Genomic DNA, 15,381 nt, shown 5'->3' on the forward strand with positions numbered 1-15,381 from the left:
TAAGCGGCTCCGCTGGCAATTGGTTAGCATTACTTTAACTTCCGAGAGAAAAAAAACTCTTTGCCAGAACAAAAACACTTTGTTTTCAGATGATTCCTAACAAGGAAGACATAAGCTGTCTTAAGCCAGAATGGGCATTATTCAGAAACTTAGTGGAAATGACAGAGGGAGTCGGTCTGACGTTAAAGCGCCATAACGCGTTCCCCCAACCAAGATTGGATTAGCGCAGCTTGCGAATGGGGTGTGTTATGGCGCAGGGTTTTACGCATAAAAAACCCGGAGAGGCGCAGTCCTGTCCGGGTGTTGTTTGATGTCGTCAACGCTGGCGGCTATTTAATCGGCAGCTTGATGTCCTTGAACATCGCTTCAATCTCTTCGTTGGAACGCAACGCCACCGCGCTGTCGACCACGTCGCGCGTCAGGTGCGGCGCGAAGCGCTGAATAAAGTCGTACATGTAGCTGCGCAGGAAGGTGCTGCGGCGGAAGCCGATCTTGGTGGTGCTGTAGGTGAAGATATCGCGCGCATCCACCGTCACCAGATCCGGATCCTGCACTGGATCCACCGCCATGCTGGCGATCACCCCCACCCCCAGTCCCAGACGCACATAGGTTTTGATCACGTCGGCGTCGGTGGCGGTAAAGACGATGCGCGGCGTCAGGCCGGCGCGGTTGAAGGCGGTGTCCAGCTCCGAGCGGCCGGTAAAGCCGAAGGTGTAAGTGACGATCGGGTAAGCCGCCAGTTCTTCAATGCTGATGCTGCTTTTGCCCGCCAAAGGATGATCGGGCTTCACCACCACCGCACGGTTCCAGTGGTAGCACGGCAGCATGATGAGATCGTCGTACAGGTGCAGCGCTTCGGTGGCGATGGCGAAATCGGCGGTGCCCTTGGAGACCGCTTCGGCGATCTGCGTCGGCGACCCCTGGTGCATGTGCAGCGAGACGCGCGGGTAACGCTCGATAAAGCCCTTGATCACGTTGGGCAAGGCATAGCGAGCCTGCGTATGCGTGGTGGCGACGTACAGCGAGCCTTTGTCCGGGTAAGTGTGTTCACCGGCAACGGCTTTGATGGCGTCCACTTTGGACAATACTTCACGCGCGATGCGAATGATTTCCTGGCCGGCGGGGGTGACCTGGGTCAGGTGCTTGCCGCTACGGGCGAAAATCTGGATGCCCAGCTCATCTTCGAGCATGCGCACCTGTTTACTGATGCCGGGTTGCGAGGTATAGAGCCCTTCTGCCGTCGAGGAGACATTCAGGTTGTGGTTAACCACTTCCACAATGTAACGAAGCTGCTGCAATTTCATATCTTATACCATCCTAGGTTAAACACTGCGGCTTACCCGCAGCCAGGTATATCGGTGTCGCCCCGGTATGCTGAAACTCACAAGCCATAAACACCGTGTTCTACCCTGATGGTGAAGAAAGCGCCGTTGTTAATAAGCTTTAATAATAAAAAAACTTTTTATATAACCACTATACCACGTTGCAGCTTCAAGTATAGATCCGCGTCACACTATGATAACGATTATTTTGCATTGGTATCAACGTGAAACGGCGGTGTCAGAGGGATAAAAACAGCAAAGGATAGATCCGTTTGCCCCTTTTCACCAATAAAAAACCAGCCGCCAGGGCTGGTTTTTCATCTTGCAGGCAGGACATCAGCCTTACTTCTTGCCTTCAACCCACTTGCCGTCCACGTAGAACGCAGACCAACCGGTCGCCTTGCCGTCTTTTTCAGAGGAGACGTACTGCTGCTTGGTTTTACGGCTGAAACGCACCAGCGTTTTATTGCCTTCGGCATCCGCGACCGGCGCATCGGCCAGATAACGCAGTTTCTCCGGCAGACGATCCTTGAAGCGAGCCAGCTCTTCCACCAGCGGCGCACGGGTTTCGCGCGATTTAGGGAAGGTATTGGCCGCCAGGAACACGCCGGCAGCGCCGTCACGCAGCACGAAATAGGCGTCGGACTTCTCGCACGGCAGCTCTGGCAATGGTACCGGATCTTCCTTCGGCGGCGCGACATCGCCGTTACGCAGGATCTTACGGGTGTTTTTGCAGTTCTCGTTGGTGCAGCCCATGTACTTGCCGAAGCGCCCCATTTTCAGGTGCATTTCCGAGCCGCATTTGTCGCACTCCACCACCGGGCCGTCATAGCCTTTCAGACGGAACTCGCCCTCTTCGATCTCATAACCGTCACACGCCGGGTTGTTACCGCAGACGTGCAGCTTACGCTGGTTGTCGATCAGATAGCTGTCCATCGCCGTACCGCATTTCTGGCAGCGGCGGCGTGCGCGCAGCGCGTTGGTTTCCGCGTCGTCACCTTCGAGGATGTTGAGCACTTCCGCTTCAGGCACCAGGTTGATGGTGGTTTTGCAACGCTCCTTCGGCGGCAGCGCGTAGCCGGAACAGCCGAGGAACACACCGGTGCTGGCGGTACGGATGCCCATCTTGCGGCCGCAGGTCGGGCAGTCAATGCTGGTCATCACCATCTGGTTAGGCCGCATGCCACCTTCTTCCGGATCCTTCTCCGCCGTTTCCAGCTGCTCGCTGAAGTCGACGAAGAATTCGTCCAACACCGCTTTCCACTCGGCCTGGTTGTTGGCGACCTCATCAAGGCCGTCTTCCATACGCGCGGTGAAGTCATAGTTCATCAGCTCGCGGAAGTTCTCTTCCAGGCGATCGGTGACGATCTCGCCCATTTTCTCGGCATAGAAGCGGCGGCTTTCCACCCGCACATAACCGCGATCCTGAATGGTCGAAATGATGGAGGCGTAGGTGGACGGACGGCCGATACCGCGTTTTTCCAGCTCTTTCACCAGTGAGGCTTCGCTGTAGCGCGCCGGCGGCTTGGTAAAGTGCTGGCTTGGGATCAGTTTCTGCAGATCAAGTTCGCTGCCGATTTCGACGTATGGCAGAGTGCGATCTTCATCGCCCTTGCGCAGCGCCGGCATCACCTTGGTCCAGCCGTCAAAGCGCAGCGTACGGCCCTTGGCGCGCAGTTGATAATCGCCGGCTTTCACCGTCAGCGTGGTGGAATCGTATTGCGCCGGTGTCATCTGGCAGGCAACGAACTGGCGCCAGATCAGCTGATACAGCTTCTGCGCGTCCGCCTCCATGTCTTTCAACTGCTCGGCGAGCACGTTCACGTCCGAAGGACGGATCGCTTCGTGCGCTTCCTGCGAATTCTCTTTGCTGCTGTACTGATTCGGCGCCTTCGGCAGGTATTTGTCGCCGAAGTTGTCACCGATGTAGCCACGCACCATGTTGAGCGCATCCTGGCTCAGGTTGGTGGAGTCGGTACGCATATAGGTGATGTGGCCGGCTTCATACAGCCGTTGCGCCATCATCATGGTTTTCTTCACGCCGAAGCTCAGGCGGGTGCTGGCGGCCTGTTGCAGCGTGGAGGTAATGAAAGGCGCGCCCGGCTTGCTGCTGGTCGGTTTATCTTCGCGATCCAGCACCGTGTAGCGGGCTTTTTCCAACAGCTTGACCGCGGCGTGAGTCTGCTCGCGGTTGACCGGCTTGAACGGTTTGTCGTGCGCGTGAGTCACTTCCATCTGCAGCGCGGTTTCACCCTTCGCCAGCAGATCGGCATGCAGCTCCCAATACTCTTCCGGCACGAACGCCTTGATGTCGCGTTCGCGCTCAACCACCAGGCGCACCGCCACCGACTGTACGCGGCCGGCGGACAGGCCGCGGGCAATTTTTTTCCACAGCAGCGGCGAGACCATATAGCCCACCACGCGGTCCATAAACCGGCGAGCCTGCTGCGCGTTAACGCGATCAATGTTCAGCTCGCCCGGCTGTTTGAACGCCTGTTGGATTGCGTTTTTGGTGATTTCGTTAAACACCACGCGGCTAAAGCGTTTGTCATCCCCACCGATCACTTCCCGCAGGTGCCAGGCGATGGCTTCCCCTTCGCGGTCAAGGTCGGTTGCGAGATAAATGTGGTCGGCGTTTTCCGCCAACGATTTTAACTCGGCGACCACTTTTTCTTTACCCGGCAGGATTTCATAATGTGCTTTCCACCCGTGGTAAGGGTCGACGCCCATGCGATTTACCAGCGCCGCCTTCTCATCTTTTTTAACTTTTTTCTTGGCTTTGTCTTCGGTTGAGTCAGCGCTCTTTTTGCTGGCTGAGCCACTGGTCGGCAAATCACGGATATGACCGACGCTGGACTTCACCACGTAGTCACTTCCTAAATATTTATTAATAGTTTTGGCTTTTGCCGGGGACTCAACTATTACGAGAGCTTTACCCATATTTACCTTTACCTAATTTATTTCTTCTAAAAAGAAGTCTTTTATCTCGCCGTGCCGCGGCAATTCGTGTCTCTTTTTTTATATTGCGGCAGTCTGGCAAGAGATCAACAGATTTTTTTCTTTTGGTTGCCCAACTGCTCAACCTGAACGCAAGTTGTTGATCCTGCCTGCTATTCACCCATGCCCCAGAAGTATGGCTGTGTGAGTTTTATTCATGGCGTAAACAAAACCTTCCACCCGACGCCGCAAAATCCCACACTGTACCTGATAAAAAGCGTCACGCAACCTAATTAGCACGGAAAGGCAGATTTCGCCAACCGGCGGCCGCCCATGGCCATCCAGACGGCAAATAAACCTTAGTCGGTTTGCGGATAAAAGCGAACCGGCGTTAGAATATGCGCAGCGTTTTTTGTTTGGAGTCTAATAAATGCACAAGAATACTGCACCTATCGGCCGCGAGGCCCTACTGGCGGAAGCAAATAACATCATCCGCCAACACGAAGATTATCTGCACGGCATGCTCGCCACCGACGTTGAACAAAAAAGCGGCGTTTTAGTTTTTCGCGGCGAATACTTTTTGGATGCCGACGGATTGCCCACCGCCAAAACCACCGCGGTATTTAATATGTTTAAACACTTGGCCCATCTGCTTTCGGAAAAATACCACCTGGTCGATTGAGTAAAGAAAACGGGGGCACCTGGCCCCCGTTGATTCACGCTATCACCGCCGTTACAGCAGCGGCTTTTTCCCACGCTGCCACCAGCGCAACAGTAAACGATCGACGCTTTCCGCCGCGCTGCCGGTGAAGCGATCCATCAGGCGTTTGCGGCGCGCGTAGCGCACGGCGATCACTTCGTGGTTATCCAACTCGGCGATCAGCAAATCGTCGCTGGTGCCGATGGCGTCGATCAGCCCCTTTTCTTTGGCCTGAGAACCGAACCAGTGCTCACCGGTGGCGACGCTATCGATATCCAGCGACGGGCGCTGCTCATGCACGAAGCGCTTGAACAGCTCGTGGGTTTCGTTCAGATCTTCACGAAACTTCTCGCGCCCTTGCTCGGTGTTTTCACCGAACAGCGTCAGCGTGCGTTTGAACTGCCCGGCGGTGTGCAGCTCCACGTCGATGTCATTCTTTTTCAGCAGGCGGTGGAAGTTCGGGATCTGCGCCACCACGCCGATGGAACCGATGATGGCGAACGGTGCCGCCACGATGCGATCCGCGACGCAGGCCATCATGTAGCCGCCGCTGGCCGCCACTTTATCCACCGCTACCGTCAGGCGAATGCCGCCCTTGCGCAGGCGCTCCAACTGCGAGGCCGCCAGGCCATAGCCATGCACCACCCCGCCAGGGCTTTCCAGGCGCAGCAGGACTTCATCCTGCGCCGACGCCACCGCCAGCACCGCCGAGATCTCTTCACGCAACGACGTCACCTCGTGCGCGTCCATGCTGCCTTTGAAATCCAGCACATACAGGCACGGCTTGGCCACTTCCACCGCGCCGGACTTGGCGCGCTGCTTCTTCAATTTGTTATCAGATTTGGTCTGCTTCTTGAACTGTTTCAGCCAGACCTTCTGCTCGGCGGCATCCATGCGCGCCAGGCGCATATCGCGCTGCATCTCGCGATACTGTTCGCCGAGGTCGGTCAGCTGCAACTCCCCTTTTTGGCGGCTCTTGCGTTGCCCCAGGCTGACCGCCAATATGGCCAACGCGGCGATGGCGAGCACCACCGTGGCGACCTTGGCCAGAAACAGGCCATAAACAGATATAAACTCCACAGATTCCGCCTTTATTTACAGGTTGTTAGTATACTTCTTTCCATTCTAGCCAACCGCAGCGGCTGCTGTCGCGGCTAAATGAAAATTCATTGCGCACGGAGCATCACTATGGGGACGATTTACGGTCGAACCAAGCCGCCGCTGCCGCGCTTTTGTTACAAAAGAATGCCATTTCAGCCTGCTACGCATTGAAAATGCCCGCGGATTAAGGCATATAACACCCATTATTCATCAATACGATGAGACGGATTCGCTGCGCGGCCCGCAGACGGTCGAGCCTTTGCTCCCGCCCCGGCCGCGCGTTTCACCCTTGCTCCCCGATATTCGCGGGAGAACAGCCACCCAGGCGAGGATGTATCGTGCATTACCAACCCAAACAAGACCTGCTCGAACAACGTATCATTTTAGTTACCGGCGCCGGTGACGGCATCGGCCGTGAAGCGGCGCTGACCTACGCGCGCTTCGGTGCCCAACTGGTGCTGCTGGGCCGTACCGAGAGCAAACTGCTGGCGGTACAACAAGAAATTGCGGCCCAGGGCGGCGCCCCGGCCTTGGTGGTGACGCTGGACTTGCTGCACGCCACTCAGGAGCAATGCCGGCAGATAGCCGACGATCTGGCTAGCCAGATCCCCCGCCTTGACGGCGTGCTGCACAACGCCGGCCTGCTCGGCGACATCGCGCCGATGGCCGAGCTGTCGATAACCATGTGGCAAGAGGTGATGCAGGTTAACGTCAACGCCACCTTTATGCTGACCCAGGCACTGTTGCCACTGCTGCTGAAATCCCACGCCGGTTCGCTGGTGTTCACCAGCTCCAGCGTCGGGCGTACCGGCCGCGCAGACTGGGGGGCCTATGCGGTGTCGAAGTTCGCCACCGAGGGCATGATGCAGGTATTGGCCGACGAGTACAAAACTCGCAATTTGCGGGTGAACTGCATCAATCCGGGTGGCACCCGCACCAAAATGCGCGCATCCGCCTTCCCACACGAAGACAAGAACAAACTGAAGACCCCCGCCGATATTATGCCGTTGTACCTGTATCTGATGGGCGAGGACAGCCGCCGCAAAACTGGCATGAGCTTCGACGCGCAGCCGAACCGTAAACCCGGCGCGGCTGAATAATAAGGAGCGTTTCATGGCGGAAGATCGTCATCAACAGCGCCAGCAGCGCCTGAAAGAACAGGTTGATGCGCGCATCGCCGCGGCGCAGGATACCCGCGGCCTGCTGCTGGTGTTTACCGGTAACGGCAAGGGTAAAACCACCGCCGCCTTCGGCACCGTCACCCGGGCGGTTGGCCACGGCATGCGCGCCGGGGTGATCCAGTTCATCAAGGGCGAATGGCCCAATGGCGAAAAGAATCTGCTACAGCAACACGGCGTTGAATTTCAGGTAATGGCCACCGGTTTCACCTGGGAGACGCAGAACAAGGCCGGCGACACCGCCGCCTGCCAGGCGGTGTGGCAGCACGGTAAACGCATGCTGGCCGACAGCAGCCTGGACCTGGTGCTGCTGGACGAAGTGACCTACATGCTGACCTACGGCTATCTGGAGCTGGACGAGTTGAAGGAAGCGCTCCTGCGGCGCCCTGTGCACCAAACGGTGATCCTGACCGGGCGCGGTTGCCATCGCGATCTATTGGAACTGGCTGATACGGTCACGGAGATGCGACCGGTGAAACACGCGTTCGACGCAGGCGTGAAGGCGCAACAAGGGATCGATTGGTAACAAAAAGTTCTGGCCCCGAACGGGGCCAGAATGAGGGATTAGCTGCGTTTGCTTGGCTTGCCCGGTTTACCCGGTTTGCTGCCAGGCGCGCTGCGGCGGCCGCTGCCGGCTACCTGGGAGTGGCGCTTGACCGCACGGCGGATCTGGTTAGCCTTCACGCGGCGGCGCTCACGCTCCACCGGCATTTTGCTGACCGTTTCCGGCTTCAGTTCCACCAGCTCGCGCAGGTAGTTGATCGCCGGCAGGTCCAGTTCGGCCCAGCCGCCGCGCGGCAGGCCTTTCGGCAGATCGATGTCGCCGTAACGCACGCGGATCAGGCGGCTCACCTGCACGCCCACCGCTTCCCACAGGCGACGCACTTCACGGTTGCGGCCTTCGGTCAGGGTCACGTTGTACCACTGGTTGAGGCCTTCACCGCCCTGGAAGCTGATAGTGCGGAAGGCGGCCGGGCCGTCTTCCAATTGCACACCCTTGCTCAGCTGCTTCACTTTCGCATCGTCAACCTGGCCGAACACGCGTACCGCGTACTCACGTTCCACTTCACGGCTTGGGTGCATCAGACGGTTGGCCAGTTCACCGTCGGTGGTGAACAGCAGCAGACCGGAGGTGTTGACGTCCAGTCGCCCTACCGCCACCCAGCGTGAACCGCGCAGCTTCGGCAAGCGATCGAACACCGTCGGGCGGCCTTCAGGATCGCTGCGGGTACACAGCTCGCCTTCCGGTTTGTAGTAAGCCAGCACCCGGCAAACCACCTCTTCGGATTCTTTGATCGACAGGACATGGCCATCCAGACGAATTTTCATCGCCGGGGTCACTTCAACGCGGTCGCCCAGCTTGGCGACCTTGCCGTCGACGCTGACGCGCCCGGCTTCAATCATGGTTTCGATTTCACGACGCGAGCCATGCCCGGCGCGCGCTAATACTTTCTGTAACTTTTCGCTCATTGAGCAACCTCTAATGTCGCCTTCACAGGCGTCGGGGGGATACCGTCGTGGCCAACAGCCACAACGGTCATAATACGTTTATCAGGATCGAACCGCGTATTATACAGGCTTTCTAAGGTGTTGAAACCCACTTTATCGGCAGTGCCCTCCTTCAGACGGCGTTCACGGCGCCAAAAAATCCTCCACAGCCCACAGCACCGAGTCAGGCCGTTCCAGAATGCCGAGGTGAGTGCGGGCCTCCCCGAGACGCACCACGGAGAAAAACGGCTGCTCGGCGGCAAAGGCCTGCTGTTGCCGCAGATAGTCGTCACGGCGATCCAACGAGTAGATGTGCCGGCACGGCGGCGGTGCGCTCATTCCCGCCAGGCGTTGCAGCGGTGAGCCGAATTGCCGATAGGCCTGTTCGATGGCCACGCCGGCGGCACGCCAGAGCCGGTAATCTTCCTGCGCCATCTCAACCTCCAGATGGCGTTTGACCCGATCGTGGCGGATGCCGCCCTGCCAGAAGTCGAACAAGGCGTCGCGCGCCGCCAGCCACTGCTGCGGCTCCTGCATGCGGCTCACCGCCGTAAAGAACGCCGGTTCCGGCTGCGTCATGATCCAGTCGAGAAACACCATGCCCTGCACCCTCTGCGGCAACGCTTCAGCCAACGCTACCGCCAGCCAGCTGGCGTGCGCCACCGACAGGGTGACCACGTTATCCAAACGCAGCGCCGTCAGCAGTTGGCGCACATCCTCCAGCAAATCGTCCGCCGTCAGCGACATCTCCGCGGCTTTCGACGACAGGCCATGGCCCCGCCAGTCGATGTTGATCACCCGATAACGTTCGGCCGCCAAAGCAATGAACGGCTCGAACACGGTTTTCGGTTCGCACCAGCCGGGCAACAGCACCAGCGTGAGCGGCCCTGAGCCGATATCCTGATAGTCGAGCATCATGTTGGCACTGTGAAATGCGGTCATATTACCTCCTGCGCGTCTCTCCCCGACCCGTTCGGGAAATACCGACGGGAATAAGGTGACAGCGCAGCAGGCATTGATCTATTGAAGTTCGTGCGGAATGCGCCCCGAGCGCATCTTATGAAAAAATGCGCACTAATTGGAACGGGAACTTAATGGCGCACGCAGGGATAGGCAGCGCTTAATGCCAGCATGATCACCGACGGAGCGGAATAATGCAGTTGCTCTGGGTGCTCGTTCAAATACTTCATCACCGCGTCGGCGGCGACACCGATGCTCATCCCGGCAGCCGGACAGATATTGCGATTGCCCTGCATAGAATAGGTATCGAATACGCCGGCGACGTATCCCATAAACATGCCACCATTCAGCGCTTCGGCCACGGTGGCTTCACCGCTTTTATTTTTTACGTAACCGCCGGATTCCGCCAGCAAACCGCTGCCTGAATAAAAACCCGCATTTGCCATTGAGGAAAATAATAAGGCCGCTAAAAAAGAAACCTGTTTAATCATTGCTGCGCATCCTGCCCATTATCAATTCTGAAGTAATCAAGAATAGCGGCTTTCACGCGAAATAGCCTCGCTTCAGCCGATTTTCAGACAATGGGCAAGGTGGCAACCTTTTACATCAGCGGAAAGGCGCCGCGTCGCCCGCCCCTTCGCGCACCACTTCTGGCGTGGATTCGGTCAGATCGATAACCGTTGTCGGCTGTTGGCCGAGGAAGCCGCCGTGGATCACCAGATCGACCACCTTGCCCAAATGATCGCTGATCTCTTCCGGATCGGACTCGGCAAAATCATTGCCCGGCAGCATCAGGGTGGTGGACATCATCGGTTCGTTCAACGCCTCCAATAGCGCCAGCGCGATCGGGTTTGAGGGCACGCGCAGGCCGATAGTTTTACGCTTTTCATTCATCAGGCGGCGCGGCACTTCTTTGGTCGCCTTCAGAATGAACGTGTAGTGGCCCGGCGTATTGTTTTTGATCAGGCGGAAGGCCGTGTTATCGACGTGCGCATAGGTCGATAATTCGGACAGATCGCGGCACATCAGGGTAAAGTTGTGGTTGCCGTCCAGTTGACGGATACGGCAAATGCGCTCCATCGCCGCCTTCTCTTCCAGCATGCAACCCAACGCATAGCCGGAATCGGTGGGATAAACGATCACTCCGCCCTTGCGTAGCACGTCGACCGCCTGGTTAATCAAACGCGGCTGCGGGTTGTCCGGATGAATATAAAAAAGCTGACTCATGACTTGCTCCTAAAATGATGCCCGCGCGCGTTGCCACGCGCGTAAAATCAGACCGCCTGGCCCGGTTGCGGCCAATCGCGCCACACTGGCTCGACACCGCCCGGCAGCCACAGCTTGCGCCCCAGTTCGATCCACGAACAAGGTTGATGGAAATCAGAGCCTTGCGAGGCCAACAGGTGGTAGTCCTGCGCGTATTTCGCCAGCTGCGCGCGCTCATGCGGCGCCTGCTGACACTGCGCCACTTCCATGGCGTCGCCGCCGTGTTCGGCGAAATGCGCCAGTAAACGTTTCAACCACTTCGCGGTCAGATCGTAACGGCCGGGATGCGCCATCACCGCCTGACCGCCCGATTGATGAATCGCATCAATGGCTTGTTCTATTGTACACCACTGCGGCGGCACGTAGCCGGTTTTGCCCTTGGCCAAGTATTTCTTGAACACCTGCGCCATGTTGTTCGCCACGCCAAGCTCCACCAGGTAACGGGCGAAATGGCCGCGGGTGACCGCGCCGGCGCCCGCCAGCCGTTGCGCGCCGGCATAGGCGTCAGGGATCCGCGCTTTACCCAGGCGCACGCCAATCTCCTGCGCCCGCCAGTTGCGGCGTTCGGTTTGTTCCGCCAACAGTGCCACCAGCGCCGGATGCGTGACGTCCATGCCCAACCCAACGATATGAATTTCATGATTTTCCCACAGCGTCGAGATTTCAACCCCGTTGACCAACCGCAACGGCAACGCCTGCTCCGCAATGGCCGCGGCGGCCTCGGCCAATCCGGCGGTGGTATCGTGATCGGTGATCGCCAGCACGCCTACACGCATCTCGACCGCCCGCAGTACCAGCTGCGTCGGCGTCAGGTAACCGTCGGAGGCGGTCGTGTGGCTGTGGAGATCGTACAGAGTAAAAGCGGTGGATGGGGGGTTACTGTCTGTCAAAACGGCTATCCGGCAATGGCTTGGTTTTCTATCATACCCGCGATCGACGGCCGGACGGAAATCTATTCTGCCCTGGCCGCAGGCGCCAGGCGGATGATGAATAGAATTCACCCTGGCCGCTAAAACATTGTGCAAAAAGAGGGTTGACTTTGCCGCCACGAACCAGTTAACTAGTACACAAGTTCACGGCAACGGCCGTGTCAGATGAGCGTTAACAGAGAGAGTCGGCAAATGAACAACTATATTTCTCTTCACGGTTGGTGGCGTACCTCCCTCTTGCGGGCGGTGTAATCGCGCATAGCTGTCATCTGACAATGCAGATTTCCTGAGCCCGCACTTGATGCGGGCTTTTTTATGGACAGAATTCACTGGAACCACCGATGATGAACACCAAACCACAACTGACATTGCTGAAGGCGCAAGCCAGCTACCGGGGCGACCCCACCACCCTTTTCCACCAGCTGTGCGGCGCCCGTCCGGCCACCCTGCTGCTGGAATCGGCGGAAATCAACAGCAAACAGAATCTGCAGAGCCTGCTGGTGATCGACAGCGCGCTGCGCATTACCGCACTGGGCCACACCGTCAGCGTGCAGGCACTGACCGCCAACGGCGCGGCGCTGCTGCCGCTGCTGGACGAAGCGCTGCCGCCTGAGGTACGCAACCAGGCACGCCCCAACGGCCGCGAGCTGACCTTCCCGGCGATCGACGCGGTGCAGGACGAAGATGCCCGCCTGCGCTCACTGTCGGTGTTCGACGCGCTGCGTACGCTGCTGACCCTGGTGGACTCACCGGCGGACGAGCGCGAAGCCGTGATGCTGGGCGGCCTGTTCGCCTACGATTTGGTCGCCGGTTTCGAAGACCTGCCGGCACTGCGCCAGGATCAGCGCTGCCCGGACTTCTGCTTCTATCTGGCAGAAACCCTGCTGGTGCTGGATCACCAACGCGGTACGGCCCGTCTGCAGGCCAGCGTCTTCAGTGAACAAGCGAGTGAAGCGCAGCGTTTGCAGCAACGTCTGGAACAACTTCAGGCCGAGTTGCAACAAACCCCGCAGCCGATCCCGCACCAAACGCTGGAAAACATGCAGCTGAGCTGTAACCAGAGCGACGAAGAGTACGGCGCGGTGGTCAGCGAGCTGCAGGAAGCGATCCGCCAGGGCGAGATTTTCCAGGTGGTGCCGTCGCGCCGCTTCACCCTGCCGTGCCCGGCGCCGCTGGCGGCCTACCAGACGTTGAAAGACAACAACCCCAGCCCGTACATGTTCTTCATGCAGGATGATGACTTCACCCTGTTCGGCGCTTCGCCGGAGAGCGCGCTGAAATACGACGCGGGCAATCGCCAGATCGAAATCTACCCGATCGCCGGCACCCGCCCGCGCGGACGCCGTGCCGATGGTTCGCTGGATCTGGATCTCGACAGCCGCATTGAGCTGGAAATGCGCACCGACCACAAAGAGCTGGCCGAGCACCTGATGCTGGTCGATCTGGCGCGCAACGATCTGGCACGCATCTGCCAGGCCGGCAGCCGCTACGTGGCCGACCTGACCAAGGTGGATCGCTATTCGTTCGTCATGCACCTGGTTTCCCGCGTGGTAGGCACCCTGCGCGCCGATCTCGACGTGCTGCACGCCTATCAGGCCTGCATGAACATGGGCACCCTCAGCGGCGCGCCGAAAGTGCGGGCGATGCAGCTGATCGCCGCCTCAGAAGGCACGCGCCGCGGCAGCTACGGCGGCGCGGTGGGCTACTTCACCGCCACCGGCGATCTGGATACCTGCATCGTCATTCGCTCTGCCTACGTTGAAGACGGCATCGCCACCGTGCAGGCCGGCGCCGGTGTGGTACTGGATTCCATCCCGCAGGCGGAAGCCGACGAAACCCGCAACAAAGCCCGTGCCGTGCTGCGCGCCATCGCCACTGCGCACCATGCCAAGGAGGTGTTCTGATGGCCGATATCCTGCTGCTCGACAACGTCGACTCCTTTACCTACAACCTGGTCGATCAGCTGCGCGCCAGCGGCCACCAGGTGGTGATTTACCGTAACCAGATCGCCGCCGAGGTGATCATCGAACGCCTGGAGCACATGACTCAGCCGGTGCTGATGCTGTCGCCCGGCCCCGGCACGCCGTCCGAAGCGGGCTGCATGCCGGAACTGCTGCAGCGCCTGCGCGGCCGGCTGCCGATTATCGGCATCTGCCTCGGCCACCAGGCGATCGTCGAAGCCTACGGCGGCCAGGTCGGCCAGGCGGGTGAGATCCTGCACGGCAAAGCCTCGGCGATCGCTCACGATGGCGAAGGCATGTTCGCCGGCATGGCCAACCCGCTGCCGGTGGCGCGCTACCACTCGCTGGTCGGCAGCAACATCCCGGCCGATCTCACCGTCAACGCCCATTTCGGCGAGATGGTGATGGCGGTGCGCGACGACCGTCGCCGCGTGTGCGGCTTCCAGTTCCACCCGGAATCGATTCTGACCACCCATGGCGCGCGCCTGCTTGAGCAGACCCTCGCCTGGGCGCTGGCGAAGTAATATAAGGAACACGACGATGCAACCTATTCTTGAGAAACTGTACCGCGCCGAGTCGATGAGCCAGCAGGAAAGCCAACAGCTGTTCAGCGCCATCGTGCGCGGCGAACTGGAACCTAGCCAACTGGCGGCGGCGTTGATCAGCATGAAAGTCCGCGGCGAGCGCCCGGAAGAGATCGCCGGCGCCGCCAAAGCGCTGCTGGACGACGCTCAGCCGTTTCCGCGCCCTGACTACCCGTTCGCCGATATCGTCGGCACCGGCGGCGACGGCACCAACAGCATCAATATTTCCACCGCCAGCGCCTTTGTGGCGGCGGCGTGCGGCGCGAAAATCGCCAAACACGGCAACCGCAGCGTCTCCAGCCGTTCCGGCTCTTCGGATCTGCTGGCGGCGTTCGGCATCCGTCTGGATCTGCCGGCGGAAGAAGCGCGCAAGGCGCTGGACGACCTCGGCGTGTGCTTCCTGTTCGCGCCGCAGTACCACACCGGTTTTCGCCACGCCATGCCGGTGCGCCAGCAGCTGAAGACCCGCACGCTGTTCAACGTGCTGGGCCCGCTGATTAACCCGGCGCGTCCGCCGCTGGCGCTGATCGGCGTATACAGCCCGGAACTGGTGCTGCCGATTGCCGAAACCCTGCGCGTGCTGGGTTATCAACGTGCGGCGGTGGTTCACGGCGGCGGCATGGACGAGGTGGCGATCCACGCCCCGACGCACGTAGCGGAATTGAACAACGGCGAAATCAGCAGCTACCAGCTCACGCCGCAGTCCTTCGGATTGGAAACCTATCCGCTGGAAGCCTTGCTGGGCGGCACGCCGGAAGAAAACCGTGACATTTTGGCGCGGCTGTTACAAGGTAAAGGCGAGCCGGCGCACGCCGCGGCGGTCGCGGCCAACGTCGCGTTGCTTCTGAAGTTATTCGGACATGAAGACCTGCGCCAAAATGCGCGGCAGGCACTGGATATGATCAACAGCGGGCAGGCCTATGAGCGTGTCATCGCACTGGCGGCAAGAGGATAA

12 protein-coding genes, 1 pseudogene and 1 other annotated feature are annotated in these 15,381 nt (G+C 59.2%); of the genes and pseudogenes, 5 read left to right on the forward strand and 8 right to left on the reverse strand.

What is annotated here, in order from left to right:
• Positions 1 to 329: 329 nt before the first annotated feature.
• Together cysB and topA are read right to left on the reverse strand one after the other, a co-directional pair.
• Positions 330 to 1,304, reverse strand: a complete 975-nt coding sequence (gene cysB / locus ACJ8IL_RS01580) for an HTH-type transcriptional regulator CysB (protein WP_004930690.1) — start codon at positions 1,302 to 1,304, stop codon at positions 330 to 332.
• Between the two features lie 360 nt (positions 1,305 to 1,664).
• A complete protein-coding gene (topA, locus tag ACJ8IL_RS01585; RefSeq protein ID WP_004930691.1) occupies positions 1,665 to 4,262 on the reverse strand; it encodes a type I DNA topoisomerase in 2,598 nt (865 codons plus the stop codon).
• Positions 4,263 to 4,689: 427 nt separating this feature from the next.
• On the opposite strand from topA, the gene ACJ8IL_RS01590 reads away from it, so the two are divergent.
• Complete coding sequence (locus ACJ8IL_RS01590; protein WP_025303039.1) at positions 4,690 to 4,941, forward strand: YciN family protein; 252 nt, start codon at positions 4,690 to 4,692, stop codon at positions 4,939 to 4,941.
• Positions 4,942 to 4,992: 51 nt separating this feature from the next.
• Here ACJ8IL_RS01590 and sohB read toward each other — a convergent pair whose 3' ends face one another.
• Positions 4,993 to 6,039 (reverse strand): protease SohB, encoded by a 1,047-nt coding sequence (sohB, locus tag ACJ8IL_RS01595; protein ID WP_442516310.1) that lies wholly within the window; start codon positions 6,037 to 6,039, stop codon positions 4,993 to 4,995.
• Between the two features lie 359 nt (positions 6,040 to 6,398).
• Here sohB and ACJ8IL_RS01600 point away from each other — a divergent pair, with 359 nt between their 5' ends.
• Positions 6,399 to 7,160, forward strand: a complete 762-nt coding sequence (locus ACJ8IL_RS01600; RefSeq protein ID WP_197822943.1) for a YciK family oxidoreductase — start codon at positions 6,399 to 6,401, stop codon at positions 7,158 to 7,160.
• Between the two features lie 13 nt (positions 7,161 to 7,173).
• Positions 7,174 to 7,764: a cob(I)yrinic acid a,c-diamide adenosyltransferase gene (gene cobO / locus ACJ8IL_RS01605; RefSeq protein WP_025303041.1), complete on the forward strand. Its 591-nt coding sequence runs from the start codon at positions 7,174 to 7,176 to the stop codon at positions 7,762 to 7,764.
• A gap of 38 nt (positions 7,765 to 7,802) precedes the next feature.
• Here cobO and rluB read toward each other — a convergent pair whose 3' ends face one another.
• The 5 genes from rluB to rnm form a co-directional block, all read right to left on the reverse strand.
• Entirely contained in the window at positions 7,803 to 8,708 is a 906-nt protein-coding gene (gene rluB / locus ACJ8IL_RS01610) for a 23S rRNA pseudouridine(2605) synthase RluB (protein WP_025303042.1), read from the reverse strand.
• 162 nt (positions 8,709 to 8,870) lie between these two features.
• The gene (locus ACJ8IL_RS01615; protein WP_049205501.1) at positions 8,871 to 9,668 is read right to left on the reverse strand and encodes an alpha/beta fold hydrolase; all 798 of its coding nucleotides are present in this window, start codon (positions 9,666 to 9,668) and stop codon (positions 8,871 to 8,873) included.
• Between the two features lie 149 nt (positions 9,669 to 9,817).
• Positions 9,818 to 10,177, reverse strand: coding sequence for a Rap1a/Tai family immunity protein (locus ACJ8IL_RS01620; protein ID WP_025303044.1), 360 nt, complete (start codon positions 10,175 to 10,177; stop codon positions 9,818 to 9,820).
• Positions 10,178 to 10,292: 115 nt separating this feature from the next.
• The gene (locus ACJ8IL_RS01625) at positions 10,293 to 10,913 is read right to left on the reverse strand and encodes an L-threonylcarbamoyladenylate synthase (RefSeq protein WP_025303045.1); all 621 of its coding nucleotides are present in this window, start codon (positions 10,911 to 10,913) and stop codon (positions 10,293 to 10,295) included.
• A 47-nt stretch (positions 10,914 to 10,960) separates the two neighbouring features.
• The gene (gene rnm / locus ACJ8IL_RS01630; RefSeq protein WP_049205503.1) at positions 10,961 to 11,842 is read right to left on the reverse strand and encodes an RNase RNM; all 882 of its coding nucleotides are present in this window, start codon (positions 11,840 to 11,842) and stop codon (positions 10,961 to 10,963) included.
• Between the two features lie 252 nt (positions 11,843 to 12,094).
• Positions 12,095 to 12,198, forward strand: a sequence feature (Trp leader region).
• Positions 12,199 to 12,222: 24 nt separating this feature from the next.
• Here rnm and ACJ8IL_RS01635 point away from each other — a divergent pair.
• Both ACJ8IL_RS01635 and trpD read left to right on the forward strand, forming a co-directional pair.
• A complete protein-coding gene (locus ACJ8IL_RS01635) occupies positions 12,223 to 13,785 on the forward strand; it encodes an anthranilate synthase component 1 (protein WP_025303047.1) in 1,563 nt (520 codons plus the stop codon).
• Positions 13,785 to 15,381: pseudogene (trpD, locus tag ACJ8IL_RS01640) on the forward strand (bifunctional anthranilate synthase glutamate amidotransferase component TrpG/anthranilate phosphoribosyltransferase TrpD). Before ACJ8IL_RS01635 ends, trpD begins: the two are co-directional and overlap by 1 nt.

Source organism: Serratia sp. CY47444 (genome assembly GCF_052168635.1).
Taxonomy (GTDB): domain Bacteria; phylum Pseudomonadota; class Gammaproteobacteria; order Enterobacterales; family Enterobacteriaceae; genus Serratia; species Serratia bockelmannii.

What these genes read in the sequence shown, in the direction of transcription:
- cysB (WP_004930690.1), bottom strand. Translation starts at nt 1,304, where the DNA reads ATGAAATTGCAGCAGCTTCGTTACATTGTGGAAGTGGTTAACCACAAC.
- topA (WP_004930691.1), bottom strand. Translation starts at nt 4,262, where the DNA reads ATGGGTAAAGCTCTCGTAATAGTTGAGTCCCCGGCAAAAGCCAAAACT.
- ACJ8IL_RS01590 (WP_025303039.1), top strand. Translation starts at nt 4,690, where the DNA reads ATGCACAAGAATACTGCACCTATCGGCCGCGAGGCCCTACTGGCGGAA.
- cobO (WP_025303041.1), top strand. Translation starts at nt 7,174, where the DNA reads ATGGCGGAAGATCGTCATCAACAGCGCCAGCAGCGCCTGAAAGAACAG.
- rluB (WP_025303042.1), bottom strand. Translation starts at nt 8,708, where the DNA reads ATGAGCGAAAAGTTACAGAAAGTATTAGCGCGCGCCGGGCATGGCTCG.
- ACJ8IL_RS01615 (WP_049205501.1), bottom strand. Translation starts at nt 9,668, where the DNA reads ATGACCGCATTTCACAGTGCCAACATGATGCTCGACTATCAGGATATC.
- ACJ8IL_RS01620 (WP_025303044.1), bottom strand. Translation starts at nt 10,177, where the DNA reads ATGATTAAACAGGTTTCTTTTTTAGCGGCCTTATTATTTTCCTCAATG.
- ACJ8IL_RS01625 (WP_025303045.1), bottom strand. Translation starts at nt 10,913, where the DNA reads ATGAGTCAGCTTTTTTATATTCATCCGGACAACCCGCAGCCGCGTTTG.
- ACJ8IL_RS01635 (WP_025303047.1), top strand. Translation starts at nt 12,223, where the DNA reads ATGATGAACACCAAACCACAACTGACATTGCTGAAGGCGCAAGCCAGC.